Raw genomic sequence first — 15,310 nt, forward strand, 5'->3', positions numbered from 1 at the left:
GGATGGGCAGGCCGATGGTGCCGTTGTAGCTGGTCTGGTTCATCGGATTGATACAGGCGGCTGGCGAGGTTTCGGTCAGGCCGTAAGCCTCGATCAGCGGTACGCCGGTGGTTTCCTTGAACTTTTCCACTACAGCGCGCTGGGTGGCCATGCCGCCGCCCAGAGCCATCTTCCAGGTCTTGAAGTTGAGCTTGCTGAAATCCGGGTTGTTGAGCAGGGCGTTGAACAGGGTGTTGACGCCGGTCATGCAGGTAATCGGATGGCGGCCCAACTCTTCGACGAAGGCAGGAATGTCGCGTGGATTGGTGATCAGTACGTTCAGGCCGCCAATCTTGCTAAATACCATGCAGTTCGCGGTGAGGCAGAAGATGTGATAGAGCGGCAAGGCACAGACGATGACTTCCTGCCCTTCCTTCAATAGCGGCATCAGCCAAGCGTGCGCCTGCTGCATATTGGCGATGATATTGCGGTTGGTCAGCATGGCGCCCTTGGAGACGCCGGTGGTGCCGCCGGTGTATTGCAGGAAGGCAATATCGTCGTGGCCGACATCGGTAGGCTTGAGTTCATGGCGCTGGCCCAGGGCCAATGCGCCCTTGAAACTGACAGCCTGTGGCAGGTGATAGGCCGGCACCATCTTCTTCACATGCTTCATCAGCACATTGAGCACGCTGCCCTTGAAGCCGAGCATATCGCCCATTTCGGTGACGATGGTGTGCTTGACCTGGGTCTTGCCGATCACCTCGGCCAGCACATGGGCGAAATTGGCGACAATGATGATGGCGCTGGCGCCGGAATCCTTCAGCTGGTGCTCCAGCTCGCGCGGTGTGTATAGCGGATTGACATTCACCACGGTAAGGCCGGCGCGCAGGATGCCAAATACGCAGATCGGGTATTGCAGCAGATTGGGCATCATCACTGCGACACGATCGCCCTTCTTGAGGCCAAGCCCTTGTTGCAGATAAGCCGCAAGATTGCGCGATGCTGCGTCGATCTCGCCGTAACTCATGGTCCGGCTGGCGAATTTGATGGCATTGGAAAACGCGGGTCTATCGCTGAAACGCTTGGCGCTTTGGTCGAATACTTCGGCGGCCGAGCGGTATTCGTCGACATTGATAGTTTCCGGTACGCCGCTCTGGTACTGCTTCAGCCAGACTTTTTCCATTGTTGTCTCCGTGCGCCCTTGGCGGTTTTTGTAGAATCGATTGCCTTCGTGCCAATCAAGATTGGCTGCCTGAGCGGACTGTACCGGAACTCGCAAATGCTCGCCAAGTGGCATTCAAGCAGGCGCTTGGCGGACTAAAACGCAGTGCGGGGTTCCGTTTTCGTCGCTAAGTCGCTAAAATAGCGGGGATTTCAATTCTGGTTGCGATGAAGTGGGCTCAAGAGCCCATTTTTCATTTCTACGACACCTTATGGACATACACCGTCTTCTCGACGCCACACTGCCTGGCCTTGGCTACGAACTGGTTGACCTTGAATTGGCCCGCAATGGCCTGGTCAGGGTGTTTATCGACAAGCCCGAGGGTATTGCGGTGGAGGACTGCGTGCTGGTGAGCAATCACCTTAGCCGGGTGTTCACCGTAGAAAACGTGCCGTATGAGCGCCTGGAGATTTCCTCGCCGGGGCTGGATCGGCCATTGAAGAAAGAAGCGGATTTTGTCCGCTTTGCCGGCGAGCAGGTGAAGATCAAGTTGCGCTTGCCGCTGGATGGCAAGAAGACGGTGCAAGGCACCCTGCGCGGCTTTGCCGACGGCAAGGTGGAAGTCATGGTGGGTGAATTGCTGGTGGCGGTGCCGCTGGCACAGATTGACAAGGCCCGGCTGGTGCCGGTGTTTTGATGCGGGAATAGTCCTGCGGAATATGAGCGTGGCGGGCAGCTTGCCCGGCGATGGTCGGTTGGAGGTGGGTACAAATGAGTCGTGAGATCCTGTTGCTGGTCGATGCTTTGGCGCGTGAGAAGAACGTGTCCAAGGAAATCGTGTTCGGTGCCCTGGAGATGGCGCTGGCATCGGCTACCAAGAAGCGTTACACCGATGATGTTGATGTACGTGTTTCCATTGATCGGGAAACCGGCGAATACGAGAGCTTCCGGCGCTGGGAAGTGGTTGAGGATAACGACCACGAAGAACCGTCGCGCCAGTACGCCATTACCGATGTGATCGAACAGAAGCTGGGCCTGAAAATTGGCGAGTTCTTCGAAGAGCCGCTGGAGCCGATCGACTTCGGCCGCATCGGCGCTCAGACCGCCAAGCAGGTGATTCTGCAGAAGATCCGCGATGCCGAGCGTGAGCAGATCCTCAATGACTTCCTTGAGCGCAAGGAACATCTGGTCACCGGTACCATCAAGCGCATCGAACGCGGCAATGCCATCGTCGAAGTGGGCAAGCTGGAAGCGCGCCTGCCACGCGAGTACATGATCCCGAAGGAAAACCTGCGGGTGGGCGACCGGGTACGTGCTTATCTGTTGAAGATCGATCGCGACGGCCGTGGCGCCCAGCTGATCCTCAGCCGCACTGCGCCCGAGTTCATTGCCAAACTGTTCGAGTTGGAAGTGCCAGAAATCGAGGAAGGCATCATCGAGATTCGCGGCGCCGCACGCGATCCGGGCGCTCGCGCCAAGATCGCCGTCAAGTCGAACGATCCGCGCGTTGATCCGCAAGGCACCTGTATCGGTATGCGCGGTTCGCGCGTACAGGCGGTGACTGGCGAATTGGCCGGTGAGCGTGTCGATATCGTGCTGTGGTCGGCCGACCCTGCCCAGTTTGTGCTCGGTGCACTGGCACCAGCCGAAGTCAGCAAGATCATGGTCGATGAAGAAAGCCACAGCATGGACGTGGCAGTCGAGGAAGAAAACCTCGCCATGGCCATTGGCCGCGGTGGCCAGAATGTGCGCCTGGCATCGGAATTGACCGGCTGGCAACTCAATATCATGACGCTGGCCGAGATCGACCAGAAGCATGAAGCCGAAGACAGCAAGGTGCGTGACCTGTTCATGACCGCGCTGGATGTAGATGAAGAAGTGGCGGGCATCCTGGTGCAGGAGGGTTTTGGCTCGCTGGAAGAAGTGGCCTATGTGCCGATCAACGAAATGCTGGAGATCGACGGCTTCGACGAAGACTTGGTGAATGAGCTGCGCTCGCGTGCCCGCGATGCCTTGCTGACCCAGGCCATCGCCAAGGAAGAGCAAGTCGAGCATAGCGTGGAAGAGCTGCAGGGCCTGGATGGCATGACGCCTGATATCGCCCGCGCCTTGGCCAGCAATGGCGTAGCCACCCGCGATGATCTGGCCGAGCTGGCTGTGGATGAACTGGTCGAGATGACCGGCATCGACAGCGACGCTGCCAAGCAACTGATTATGACCGCCCGTGCCCACTGGTTTGAATAAAGCCAGAAGTTCGAGCAATACAGCAAGCCGAACCGGGTAAAGGACGGGAGCCAGGATGACCGAAATGAATGTGAGCCAATTTGCGGCTGATTTGAGAATGCCGCCACAGCACCTGCTGGACCAACTGCGTGCTGCAGGCGTTGAAAAACAGGGTGTCGATGACGCTCTGACCGAACACGACAAAACCAAGCTGCTCGCCTATCTGCGCAGCGTGCATGGTGCTGCGCTGGACAAACCCAAGGTGACGCTGGCGCGCAAGCAGACCAGCGAGATCCGCAAGTCCGATGCCACCGGCAAGGCCCGCACCATCCAGGTGGAGGTCAAGAAGAAGCGCGTCGTGCTGACCCCTGATCCTGCTGTTGCGGCAGTGGAAGAAGAAGTGCACCACGAGCCGGTGGCTGCCCATGTCGAACCGGAACATATCGAAGCGCCACAGCCTGAAGAGGTGATTGTGGCGGTCGAGCCGGCGCCAGTCGCAGAGCCAGAGCCGGAAGTGGTCGTTGAGGCAGTAGCGCCGGTTGAAGTGCCGGTTGCTGCTGTTGAGCCGGAACCCGAGCCGGTTGTCGAGGCGCCAGCTGCCGAGGCGGCAGCACCACTGGATCGCGCTGCGGTGCTGGGCCAGGCGGAGCTGGACGCACGTGAACAACAGGCGGCCCGTCAGCGCGCGCTGTTCGAGCGCCAGGCTGCCGACATCAAGGCCAAGCAAGAGCGCGAGGCAGCACGCAAGGCAGCGCAAGAGGCGGCCGTCAAGGCGGCGGCCGAAGCCGCCGCGGCACCTGCCAAGCCGGCTGCGACCGAACACACCCTGCACCGTGCACCATCCAAGGCGGGCGAGGCGAAGAAGGATGCCAAGCCAGCGGCAGCCGATGCCAAGAAGGGCGCGGCACCGGCCAAGGATGGCTGGGGCGATGGCGGCAAGCGCCGCGGTGGTCTCAAGACCCGCGGTGGCGATACCGGCAATGACTGGAAGTCGAAGAAGGGTGGCAAGCGCGGTGGTAACCAGGACGCTGCCAGCAACTTCCAGGCACCGACCGAGCCGCAAATCAAGGATGTGGTCATTCCTGAAACCATCTCGGTGGCCGATCTTGCGCACAAGATGGCGGTGAAGGCCGCCGAAGTGATCAAGGCGCTGATGAAGATGGGCATGATGGTGACCATCAACCAGGTGCTGGACCAGGAAACGGCCATGATCGTGGTCGAGGAAATGGGCCACAAGGCGATTGCCGCCAAGACCGATGATCCGGAAACCTATCTGGATGGTGCTGCCGATGCCGAGCACGAGCTGCTGCATCGCGCGCCGGTGGTGACGGTAATGGGTCACGTCGACCACGGCAAGACCTCGCTGCTCGACTATATCCGTCGCGCCAAGGTGGCTGCCGGCGAAGCGGGCGGCATTACCCAGCATATCGGTGCGTATCACGTCGAAACCGAGAAGGGCATCATCACCTTCCTCGATACCCCTGGTCACGAAGCGTTTACCGCAATGCGTGCCCGTGGTGCCAGCGCCACCGATATCGTGGTGCTGGTGGTAGCTGCCGATGACGGTGTGATGCCGCAGACCATCGAGGCGATCCACCATGCCAAGGCGGCCAATGTGCCGATGGTGGTGGCGGTCAACAAGATCGACAAACCGGGTGCCAATATCGAGCGCCTGCGCCAGGAACTGGTGGCGCACGAAGTGGTGCCGGAAGAGTGGGGCGGCTCGACCCAGTTCATCGAAGTGTCGGCCAAGATGGGGACCAATATCGATGGCCTGCTCGATGCCATCTTGCTGCAGGCCGAAGTGCTGGAACTGACGGCGCCGGTGGATGCACCAGCCAAGGGCCTGATCATCGAAGCGCGCCTGGACAAGGGCCGTGGCCCGGTTGCCACCATGCTGGTGCAGTCCGGTACCCTGCGCAAGGGCGATGTGGTGCTGGCCGGCGGCGTATTCGGCCGGGTTCGCGCCATGCTCGACGAGAATGGCCAGAACATCACCGAGGCAGGTCCGTCGATTCCGGTGGAAATCCTTGGTCTGTCGGAAGTGCCGAACGCCGGCGAAGACGCCATGGTATTGGCCGATGAGAAGAAGGCGCGCGAAATCGCCCTGTTCCGTCAAGGCAAGTTCCGTGATGTGAAGCTGGCCAAGCAGCAGGCCGCCAAGCTGGAAAACCTGATGGCGTCGATGACCGAGGGCGAGGTGCAGAACCTGCCGATCATCATCAAGGCCGATGTGCAGGGTTCCTTCGAAGCGCTGTCGCAAAGCCTGCAAAAGCTCTCCACTGCCGAAGTGCGCGTCAATATCCTGCACTCGGGCGTGGGCGGTATTACCGAGTCCGACGTCAATCTGGCACTGGCTTCCAAGGCAGTCATCATCGGCTTCAATGTCCGTGCTGATGCCACGGCGCGCAAGCTGGCCGAGAACGAAGGCGTGGATATCCGCTACTACAACATCATTTACGATGCGGTAGACGAAGTGCGCGCGGCCTTGTCGGGCATGCTGGCGCCGGAGAAGAAGGAACAGATCATCGGTTCCGTCGAGATCCGCCAGGTGTTCGTGGTGTCGAAGGTCGGCTCGATTGCCGGTTGTTTCGTGCACGACGGTGTGGTCAAGCGCGGTGCCGGCGTTCGCCTGCTGCGTAACCATGTGGTTATCCACCAGGGCGAGCTCGACAGCCTCAAGCGCTTCAAGGACGACGTCAAGGAAGTCAAGTCGGGCTATGAGTGCGGTCTGCAGCTGAAGAATTACAACGACATCCAGGAAGGCGATATGCTGGAAGTCTTTGAAATCATTGAGGTTGCTCGTACGCTGTAAGCCTGTGTGAAACGTGAAATGTGAATGGTGAAACGTAAGGCAGGCCGAAGGCCTGCCTTTCACCTTTTTACTCGTCGATGCGGCGGATTCAACGTTTCACCTTTCACTTTTCACCTTTCACGGGTTCTCAAAATGCCAAAAGACTATTCCCGCTCGGACCGGGTAGCGCAGCAGATGCAGCGCGAGTTGTCCGAGTTGATCCGTACCATCAAAGACCCACGTATGGGCAGCCTGGTGACCATTACCGATGTCGAGGTGACGCGCGACCTGAGCCACGCCAAGATTTTCTACACCCTGATGAGTGGTGAGGATGAAGAAACCTGGAAGACGCTCAATCGCTCCGCCGGTTTCCTGCGTAATGAGCTGGGTCGCCGTATCAAGCTGTTCAAGATGCCGGACCTGCATTTTCACTACGACCATTCGATCGAAAAGGGCATGAGCCTCGACAAGCTGATCGATCAGGCCATGCAGACCACGGGCCCGGCAGAAGGCGACGAGCAGCAGTGACGCAGTTCAAGCGCATCAAGCGGCCGGTGCACGGCGTGCTGCTCTTTGACAAGCCGCCCGGCATGTCCAGCAATCAGGCGCTGCAGCGTTGCCGCTGGCTGTTGCAGGCGGAAAAAGGCGGGCACACCGGGGTGCTCGACCCGCTGGCGACCGGTCTGTTGCCATTGTGTTTTGGCGAGGCCACCAAGTTTGCCCAGCGCATGCTCGATGCGGACAAGCGCTATACCGCCACCCTGAAGCTGGGGGCCACTACCACTACGGGTGATCTGGAAGGTGATGTGCTGGATGTGCGGCCGTTGCTGGCTTCGCGTAGCGAGATTGATGCGGTGGTGGCGCGCTTTGTCGGTGAAATCGACCAGACACCGCCCATGTATTCGGCGCTCAAGCATGAAGGTCGCCCGCTCTACGAATACGCGCGCCAGGGCATCGTGATCGAACGCGAAGCGCGGCGCATCGTTATCTATGGCATTGAAATCCTCGACTTTGCCGGCGATCTGCTCACCATCGATGTGCGCTGCAGCAAGGGCACCTATATCCGTACCCTGGCAGAAGATATCGGCACGGCGCTCGGCTGTGGCGCCCATCTGACCGCGTTGCGCCGTACCGCGACGGCAGGATTCAGCATCGCCCAGGCATTGACGGCGGAGCAATTCGATTCGATGGAACAAGCCGAGCGCGACGCCTGCTTGCTGCCGCCGGATAGCCTGGTGGCCGACTTGCCGGCGGTGACGCTCGATTGCGAGCGCACTGTGCGCCTAACACACGGATTATCCGTGCGTTTCCCCGAAAACGATGCGATAATCGCCAGCTTGCGTTTGTATGGCGATGTCGGTGACGGCCGGTCAAGCTTTCTGGGCTTGGGCGAATTGGCCGACAAAACCTTGTCGCCGCGCAGATTGCTGTCGACCGTAGTGCATAGCTAGGGTCGGTTCGGGAGTTGGGAGGGGTTGGACTTTACCTGCTCGCCCTGCTCGTCTGCATCGAAAGATGCTTTGTTATTTGGAGTATTACCGCATGTCCGTTACCGTCGAACAAAAAGCCGATATCGTCAAGTCGTTCCAGCGCGCCCAGGGCGACACCGGTTCGCCGGAAGTCCAGATCGCTCTGCTGACCGCACGTATCAAGGATCTCGATGGCCACTTCAAGGCTAACGCCAAGGATCACCACAGCCGTCGTGGTCTGCTGAAGATGGTGAGCCGCCGTCGCAAGCTGCTCGACTACTACAAGCGCACCAACCTGGATGGCTACCGCGAACTGATCGCCAAGCTGGGTCTGCGTAAGTAAGCGTTTCACGAAAAGCCGCTGCCATATGCAGCGGCTTTTTTGTTTGAGCTTGCTGGAGAATCAATCCGGCGGGCAAGCAGTGTCAGTCAGGGCCTTGTTTGAAGGTGCTTGTGTGCAGGCGGTTTTGAACAAATCCTTTGTTACTCGATTCCCGGAGCGACTGCCTCCGGCGTGGCGAGTCGATTTGAGGAATTCTGTTGGACGTGAAGTGGTTCCGGCCACGTCCGATGGCTAGCAAGTTGGCTGGAACCCCGGCGTCGGTCCTACAGGACCGGGTTCAGCGCGTCGGCGGAAAAGGGTCATGTGCGCTGAGCATGGCCAGTTGAAAAGGAAAAAAAGCGTGTTCAATCGCATTTCCAAATCGTTTGCCTACGGCAAGCACACCGTTACCCTCGAAACGGGTGAAATCGCGCGCCAGGCCTCTGGCGCTGTCAAGGTGTCGATGGATGACACCGTGGTTCTGGTCACCGTCGTCGGTGCCAAGAAAGTCAAACCCGGTCAGGACTTCTTCCCGCTGACCGTTGATTACCAAGAACGTACTTATGCTGCCGGCAAGATCCCTGGTGGCTTCTTCAAGCGTGAAGGCCGTCCTTCCGAGAAGGAAATCCTCACCTCGCGCCTGATCGATCGTCCGATCCGTCCGCTGTTCCCCGAAGGCTTCTACAACGAGATCCAGATCGTTGCCACGGTGATGTCGGTTGACCCCGAGATCGATCCGGACATTCCGGCAGTGATCGGTGCTTCGGCCGCTCTGGCCATCTCCGGCCTGCCTTTCCAGGGGCCGATCGGTGCCGCCCGTGTTGGTTACATCAATGGCGAATACGTACTGAACCCGACCGCCAGCGAACTCAAACAGTCGCAGCTGGATCTGGTGGTTGCCGGTACCGAACGCGCCGTGCTGATGGTGGAATCGGAAGCGCAGGAACTGTCCGAAGCCATCATGCTGGGCTCGGTGGTATTCGGCCACGATGCCATGCAGGCTGCCATCAAGGCGATCAACGAGCTGGCCGATGAAGTGAACCCGGAAATGTGGGACTTCCAGCCCCCAGCCACCGATGCCGAACTGGAAGCCGCTGTCGCCGCTGCTGGTGGCGAAGACATCAAGCTCGCTTTCCGCATCCCGCAAAAGCAGGCCCGTACCCACAAGCTGAACGAAGCCTGGGCCAAGGTCGAAGCGGCGCTGATCACGGAAGACACTGACACGCTGCGTGCGAATCAGATCAAGGACATCTTCCATGCCATGGAAGCCAAGATCGTGCGTAACCAGATTCTGGATGGCTATCCACGTATCGACGGCCGCGACACCCGCACCGTGCGCCCGATCGAAATCCGTACCGGCGTGCTGCCGCGTACCCACGGCTCGGTACTGTTCACCCGTGGCGAAACGCAGGCACTGGTCGCCGCCACGCTCGGCACCAAGCTTGACGAGCAGAAGATCGATGCGCTGATGGGCGAGTACAGCGATCGCTTTATGCTGCATTACAACTTCCCGCCGTACTCGACCGGTGAAACCGGCCGCGTCGGCACGCCGAAGCGCCGCGAAATCGGTCACGGCCGTCTGGCCAAGCGCGCCTTGGTGGCGGTGTTGCCGAAGCAGGAAGACTTCAGCTACTCGATGCGCGTTGTTTCGGAAATCACCGAGTCGAACGGTTCCTCGTCGATGGCCTCGGTGTGTGGTGGCTGTCTGTCGCTGATGGATGCCGGCGTGCCGCTGAAGGACCACGTGGCCGGCGTGGCCATGGGTCTGATCCTTGAAGGCAACCGCTTTGCCGTGCTGACCGATATCCTGGGTGACGAGGATCACTTGGGCGATATGGACTTCAAGGTGGCCGGTACCGTCAATGGCGTGACCGCACTGCAGATGGATATCAAGGTGCAGGGCATCACCAAGGAAATCATGCGCGTGGCGCTGGATCAGGCCAAGGAAGGCCGTGTCCATATCCTCGGCATCATGAAGCAGGCTGTGGGCGGCGCCCGTGAAGAGGTGTCGCAGCATGCACCGCGTCTGTATGTGATGAAGATCAACCCGGACAAGATCCGCGACGTGATCGGCAAGGGCGGCGCGGTAATCCGTGCGCTGACCGAAGAAACCGGCACGCAGATCGACATCCAGGATGACGGCACCATCACCATCGCCTCGGTAACCAGCGAAGGCGCCGACGAAGCGAAGCGCCGCATTGCCGAGATCACGGCCGAAATCGAAATCGGCAAGATCTACGAAGGTCCGGTCATCAAGATCCTCGACAAGAATGTCGGCGCCATCGTGCAGATCATGCCGGGTCGCGATGGCCTGGTGCATGTCAGCCAGATCGCCAACGAGCGCGTCAACAATGTGGCCGATTACCTGAAGGAAGGCCAGATCGTTCGCGTGAAGGCACTGGAGCAGGATGAAAAGGGTCGCGTGCGTCTGTCGATCAAGGCCGCCTTGGCCGAAGAATCGCCAGCACCTGCCGCACCGGCTGAAGCCTGAACCCCGCAGGGTTTGAGGTAGCGCAATAAAGAAAACCCGGCCTCGGCCGGGTTTTCTTTTGCCATGCTGATTCGTCGGGCTGCGCGGCGGATACTCAAGGCTGCTGGCGAGTCGCCGCCAGCACGATTTCGCGGATGCACAGATGCTGTGGCTGGTCATAGGCGAAGTAGATGGCATCGGCTACCTGTTCCGGACGGATTACCCCGCCCATGTCCTCTTTCCATGCCTCGTAGCCGGCGCGAATCTGCTCGCTGGTGGTATGGCTGAGCAGCTCGGTTTCGACCGCGCCTGGCGCAATGGTGATCACGCGCACATCATCCATGGCCACCTCTTCACGCAGGTTTTCCGATAGCGCATGCACGGCAAATTTGCTGCCGCAGTAGGCGGCGTGGTTAGGGAAGGTCTTGCGGCCGGCAATCGAGCTGACGTTGACAATGGTGCCGCCGTGCCGTGCGCGCATGCCGGGCAGTACCGCATGGATGCCGTTGAGTATGCCCATCACATTGACATCCAGCATGCGCTGCCACTCTTCCGGCGCCTGGCTCGATACCTCGCCCAGCAGCATCAGTCCGGCATTATTGACCAGCAGGTCGGCGGGGCCATACGTCGCTTCCGCATGGCGGATGGCAGCGACGAGGGCGGCGCGGTCGGTGACATCGACCTGGGCACGCAAGGTATTCTCCAGGGGCAGGGCGTTAAGGCGCTCGGCGCGGCGCGCCACCAACAGCAAGGGGTGGCCGGCTGCGGCAAAGCGGCGTGCCGTAGCTTCGCCAATGCCTGAACTGGCGCCGGTAATGATGACGAGTGGTTTGCTCATGTCTAGCTCCTGGAATAGTTTGTTTCGATGTGCTGCGATGGGTGTGCACTGTAGACGAGCAACTCTTGCCCGAAAAATCGTATATTCCCATGTCAGGCATTGGAAAAAATTATGGATACCCGGCAACTACGCGCTTTTCTAACTGTGTATGAGTGCGGCAATATCACAGCAGCTGCGCAGCGCCTGTTTGTGACCCAGCCCAGCCTGTCGGCGACGTTGCAGCAGCTGGAAGATAGTCTGGGCGCGGCCTTGTTCGAACGATTGCCGCGCGGTGTGCGGCCCACTGATGCCGGTGCACGCTTGTATCCACAGGCGCGGCGTTTACTGGCCGAGTTGGCGGCCTTGCGCCGCCAGTTTGGCGAAGGCGGTGCCTGTACCGCGCTGGAAGTGGGCATTGAAGAGGATCTGGGCCCTGTCATGACAAGCCGCTTCTGTGCCTTGCTTGGCAAACTGGACCCAGCCCCGCTGCTTACGTTGCGGCAAGGCTGTGAAGGCGAGTTGCGTCTTGGATTGCCGCATCGCCGCTGTGCCGAGGAACAGTTCCTGCCGCTGTGGCGAGATGACATGCTGGTGGCGGTGCCAGCCGGGCATCGGCTGGCGGATGTAGCTCTGCTCAGTCCGGCTGATGTGGCGGGTGAAGAGTGGGCGGTGTGTACCGGTGATCCATCGCATCTGGCTCTGACCCAGGCACTGGAGGCATGGCAGCCGGCTTTCCCGGCCAAGGTGGACAGTCTCACGCTGGCTGCCGCCATGGTGGCGGCAGGCCAGGCGCTTGCCTGCCTGCCGCGCAGCATGTTGCCGGCTGGCGCTGTGGGTGTGCCGCTGGAAGGCCTTCACCATGTGCGCGAGGTGGGATTGAGCTATCACCCGGCCGCCTTGCAGCAGGCGGGACCGGCGGCTTTGCTGCTGGCGTGTCAGCAGGGTGCGGCGTATGGCCTTGACTAGCAGGGGCAGAACGGCCGATAGCGCGGCAAGCATCGGACAATTGCGCCGTTTTTTTGCCTAGCCAGCCTGACTGGGCAATACTTAAAGGCCATTTTTTGGCGAAGCTGGCTGTGCAGTGTCGGGTCAACAGAGCGGAGAAGCGATGTCAGCGGAAGTGGCAAGCGTGAGCGGCACTAAGGCAGCGCCGATTGCCCGGTTGAAGGACTGGCTTGGTACGCTGACCATGCGGCAGGTATTCGTGCTGGCGGTGGTCATTGCGCTGTTGGTGCCGGGGGTGGCCATCACCCTGCTCAATCTAGACTGGCGCCGTACCGAGCTGACGCGCGAGTTTCGCGTCGAGCAGGAGCGAGTGCTGGCAACACTGGCGTTGGGTCTGCGCCAGCCGCTGTGGGACTTGTCCCTGAATGCGGGCAAGCCGCTGGTTGATACCGCCATGAAAGACCCGCGTCTGGTGGCGGTGGTGGTCGATACCAATTTCCCCGGCGAGCGCTTTATTGAAGATGTGCGTGTCGACCGCCGGCAGGGCACATCGGTGCTGCTGATGCAGCCGGTCATCTATGGCAAGCAGACCATAGGCCGGGTGACCGTCGAGTTCGACAACGGCGAACTGCTGCGGCGCTTGCGACGCCAGGCACGTGAATATGTGCTGATGATTGCCATCCAGCTTGCAGTGAGCCTGTTATTGCTGCTGCTCCTGCTGGATTCGCGCTTTTTGCGCCCCTTGCGCCTGTTGTCGCGCCAGGCTCGGGCACTCACTGGAAGCGATCTGGGCCAGCCGTTCGACTGGCAGCGCGGTGATGAGATCGGCGACTTGGGGCGGCAGCTCAACTGGGCACGCGGCGAGCTCAAGCGCCTGTTCGGCGAACTGGAGGACAAGAACGAGGCATTGGAGCTCGATATTGCCGAGCGCATGCAGGCCGAAGCGGCCTTGCGCGCTTCCGAGGCCAAGTATCGCGAGCTGTTCGTATCGAATCTGGATGGCATATGCGTGGTCAACCTCGATGGCATCGTGCAGGATGCCAACCCGGCATTTCTGGCCATGCTCGGGGTGAGTGCGCAGCAGCTTCTCGGCCAACCGCTCGATCCCTATGTAGTGGAAAGCTGGCGCACTTACGACAACCATATGATCCAGCATCGGGTGCTGGTCGAGGGGCTGTGTGGCGAGTACGAGATCGAGCTGCGGCGCTTAGACCAGAGCGTGCTGCCGGTCAGTGCCAAGGGCGTGTTGATGCGCGACCAGGACGGCCGGGCGATAGGCGTGTGGCGCATCCTGCGCGATTTGACCGAGCGCAAGGCGGCGGCCAACCGCATGGAGCTGGCGGCCAAGGTGTTTGATAACACCGCAGAAGCCATTCTGGTGACATCGCCTGATCGGGTGATCGAATCGGTCAACCGCGCCTTTACCCATATCCTGGGCTACGACTCGGCGCAGATCGTCGGCCAGCAAACATCCGTGCTGTATGACCCGGCGGCAGACCAGGATGTCTACCGGCTGGCTCGTGAGCAGTATCTGGCCAAGGGGGCCTGGCAAGGCGAAATGTCGCTGCGACGCAGCTCGGGCGAGGCTTTTATTGCCTGGGTACAGATCAATGTGGTGCGCGATGTTACCGGCGCGGTGGGCAATGTGGTGGTACTGGTGCGCGATATCAGCGAAGCCAAGGCGGCCGAAACGCGCATGCTGCATCTGGCGCGCTTCGACGCCCTGACCCAGTTGCCTAATCGTGCCTATTTCCGCGAGCTGACCGAGCTGGCGATCAGCGAAGCGATGCGCCATGGCGAAGAACGCGCGGTGATGTTCATCGATCTGGATCATTTCAAGACAGTGAACGACTCCCTCGGTCATGCGGTGGGGGACCAGCTGCTGCAGGAGGTGGCACGCCGGCTGACGCTGTCGGTGCGCGCCGGTGATGTGGTGGGGCGACTGGGCGGTGACGAATTCGTGATACTGGCGCGCCATATCCATGGCGATGGCGATGTGAGTGCGCTAGCCGAGCGGGTGCTGGCCAATCTGGCAGCACCATTCAGCCTGGGCCAGCATGAGCTGGTAGTGACGCCTTCGCTCGGGGTGGCACGCTATCCGGCCGATGGTGTCGAATACGATATGCTGGTGCGCAATGCTGACGCAGCGATGTATTTCGCCAAAGATGCCGGCCGCAATACCTACCGTTTTTACACGGCCGATATGAATGCCCGCGCTAGCGAGATTCTGGTAGTGGAAAACCAGTTGCGGCGTGCTTTGGAGCGCAATGAATTTGTCGTCTACTACCAGCCGCAAGTGGATATGGCGAGCCGGCGTCTGGTGGGCGCCGAGGCGCTGATTCGCTGGCAACATCCCGAGCGTGGCCTGCTGGAGCCGCTGCAATTCATTTCCATTGCCGAAGAGCGCGGCCTGATCAGCGATATCGGCCATTGGGTATTGCAGGAGGCCTGCCGCCAGAACAAGGCCTGGCAGGATGCCGGTTTGCCGCAGATCGAGGTGGCGGTGAATCTGTCGGCATTGCAGTTCTATCGTCGCCAGCTGGCCACCGATATCAGCGAGATCCTGCTGCAGACCGGTCTGGAGGCGCGCTGGCTAGCGCTGGAGGTGACCGAGAGTGTCATCGTGCAGGACGTCGATACCACCATTGCCACCATGGAGGCCCTCAAGCAAATGGGCCTGCGACTCGCCATCGATGACTTCGGTACCGGTTACTCCTCGCTCAGCTATCTCAAGCGCTTCAAGGCCGACAAGCTCAAGATTGACCGCTCCTTCGTGATGGATATTCCCGCCGATGCCGATGATGTGGCGATCACCCGTGCCATTGTTAACCTGGCGCGCAATCTGAATCTCAAGGTGATTGCCGAAGGGGTGGAAACCGTAGCGCAGTGGGATTTCTTGCATCAGCTGCAATGCGACGAGGTGCAAGGCTATCTGGTGAGCCCGGCCGTTTCGGCCAACGACTTTGCGAGATTCATGGAGATCGGTATCTGGCAGACGCCGGCTACCCTGGTGCAAACCTAGGCTCTGTTGACGTTTTGCCGACGGTCGCGCCGGGTCGAGTTTTGCGGTAAATCAAGGCGGAAAGATTGCGGCAAAACCGGTTATTTAAGCCGAAGAAAAAACCGAGA

At 60.2% G+C, this 15,310-nt stretch carries 11 protein-coding genes; 9 read left to right on the forward strand and 2 right to left on the reverse strand.

Features of this window, described 5'->3' with window-relative positions; translation table 11 throughout:
- Nucleotides 1-1,162 (reverse strand): AMP-binding protein (locus tag ACE3OH_RS10400; protein ID WP_374351691.1); only part of this gene is annotated, 1,162 nt, incomplete at its 3' end.
- Nucleotides 1,163-1,412: 250 nt separating this feature from the next.
- On the opposite strand from ACE3OH_RS10400, the gene rimP reads away from it, so the two are divergent.
- The 7 genes from rimP (at nucleotide 1,413) to pnp (ending at nucleotide 10,440) form a co-directional block, all read left to right on the forward strand.
- The gene (gene rimP / locus ACE3OH_RS10405; protein WP_374351694.1) at nucleotides 1,413-1,838 is read left to right on the forward strand and encodes a ribosome maturation factor RimP; all 426 of its coding nucleotides are present in this window, start codon (nucleotides 1,413-1,415) and stop codon (nucleotides 1,836-1,838) included.
- A gap of 74 nt (nucleotides 1,839-1,912) precedes the next feature.
- Nucleotides 1,913-3,385 (forward strand): transcription termination factor NusA, encoded by a 1,473-nt coding sequence (gene nusA, locus ACE3OH_RS10410; protein ID WP_374351697.1) that lies wholly within the window; start codon nucleotides 1,913-1,915, stop codon nucleotides 3,383-3,385.
- 55 nt (nucleotides 3,386-3,440) lie between these two features.
- Nucleotides 3,441-6,179 carry a translation initiation factor IF-2 gene (infB, locus tag ACE3OH_RS10415; RefSeq protein ID WP_374351700.1) on the forward strand — a complete coding sequence of 913 codons (2,739 nt, stop codon included), beginning with the start codon at nucleotides 3,441-3,443 and terminating at the stop codon, nucleotides 6,177-6,179.
- 132 nt (nucleotides 6,180-6,311) lie between these two features.
- Nucleotides 6,312-6,686, forward strand: coding sequence for a 30S ribosome-binding factor RbfA (rbfA, locus tag ACE3OH_RS10420; protein ID WP_374351705.1), 375 nt, complete (start codon nucleotides 6,312-6,314; stop codon nucleotides 6,684-6,686).
- Complete coding sequence (gene truB, locus ACE3OH_RS10425; RefSeq protein WP_374351708.1) at nucleotides 6,683-7,609, forward strand: tRNA pseudouridine(55) synthase TruB; 927 nt, start codon at nucleotides 6,683-6,685, stop codon at nucleotides 7,607-7,609. Before rbfA ends, truB begins: the two co-directional genes overlap by 4 nt.
- A gap of 91 nt (nucleotides 7,610-7,700) precedes the next feature.
- A complete protein-coding gene (gene rpsO, locus ACE3OH_RS10430) occupies nucleotides 7,701-7,970 on the forward strand; it encodes a 30S ribosomal protein S15 (RefSeq protein WP_374351711.1) in 270 nt (89 codons plus the stop codon).
- A gap of 301 nt (nucleotides 7,971-8,271) precedes the next feature.
- Nucleotides 8,272-10,440 (forward strand): polyribonucleotide nucleotidyltransferase, encoded by a 2,169-nt coding sequence (gene pnp / locus ACE3OH_RS10435; RefSeq protein WP_374351714.1) that lies wholly within the window; start codon nucleotides 8,272-8,274, stop codon nucleotides 10,438-10,440.
- A gap of 94 nt (nucleotides 10,441-10,534) precedes the next feature.
- Here pnp and ACE3OH_RS10440 read toward each other — a convergent pair whose 3' ends face one another.
- Entirely contained in the window at nucleotides 10,535-11,257 is a 723-nt protein-coding gene (locus ACE3OH_RS10440) for an SDR family oxidoreductase (protein WP_374351719.1), read from the reverse strand.
- 111 nt (nucleotides 11,258-11,368) lie between these two features.
- Here ACE3OH_RS10440 and ACE3OH_RS10445 point away from each other — a divergent pair, with 111 nt between their 5' ends.
- On the forward strand, nucleotides 11,369-12,202 hold the full coding sequence (locus ACE3OH_RS10445) for a LysR family transcriptional regulator (protein WP_374351722.1): 834 nt from the start codon (nucleotides 11,369-11,371) through the stop codon (nucleotides 12,200-12,202).
- 142 nt (nucleotides 12,203-12,344) lie between these two features.
- Nucleotides 12,345-15,203, forward strand: a complete 2,859-nt coding sequence (locus tag ACE3OH_RS10450) for an EAL domain-containing protein (protein ID WP_374351725.1) — start codon at nucleotides 12,345-12,347, stop codon at nucleotides 15,201-15,203.
- Nucleotides 15,204-15,310 lie beyond the last annotated feature (107 nt).

Origin of the sequence: Chitinimonas sp., from assembly GCF_041904975.1 — a bacterium.
In the GTDB taxonomy this organism is placed as follows: Bacteria; Pseudomonadota; Gammaproteobacteria; order Burkholderiales; family Chitinimonadaceae; genus Chitinimonas.

What these genes read in the sequence shown, in the direction of transcription:
- rimP (WP_374351694.1), top strand. Translation starts at nt 1,413, where the DNA reads ATGGACATACACCGTCTTCTCGACGCCACACTGCCTGGCCTTGGCTAC.
- nusA (WP_374351697.1), top strand. Translation starts at nt 1,913, where the DNA reads ATGAGTCGTGAGATCCTGTTGCTGGTCGATGCTTTGGCGCGTGAGAAG.
- infB (WP_374351700.1), top strand. Translation starts at nt 3,441, where the DNA reads ATGACCGAAATGAATGTGAGCCAATTTGCGGCTGATTTGAGAATGCCG.
- rbfA (WP_374351705.1), top strand. Translation starts at nt 6,312, where the DNA reads ATGCCAAAAGACTATTCCCGCTCGGACCGGGTAGCGCAGCAGATGCAG.
- rpsO (WP_374351711.1), top strand. Translation starts at nt 7,701, where the DNA reads ATGTCCGTTACCGTCGAACAAAAAGCCGATATCGTCAAGTCGTTCCAG.
- pnp (WP_374351714.1), top strand. Translation starts at nt 8,272, where the DNA reads ATGTGCGCTGAGCATGGCCAGTTGAAAAGGAAAAAAAGCGTGTTCAAT.
- ACE3OH_RS10440 (WP_374351719.1), bottom strand. Translation starts at nt 11,257, where the DNA reads ATGAGCAAACCACTCGTCATCATTACCGGCGCCAGTTCAGGCATTGGC.
- ACE3OH_RS10445 (WP_374351722.1), top strand. Translation starts at nt 11,369, where the DNA reads ATGGATACCCGGCAACTACGCGCTTTTCTAACTGTGTATGAGTGCGGC.
- ACE3OH_RS10450 (WP_374351725.1), top strand. Translation starts at nt 12,345, where the DNA reads ATGTCAGCGGAAGTGGCAAGCGTGAGCGGCACTAAGGCAGCGCCGATT.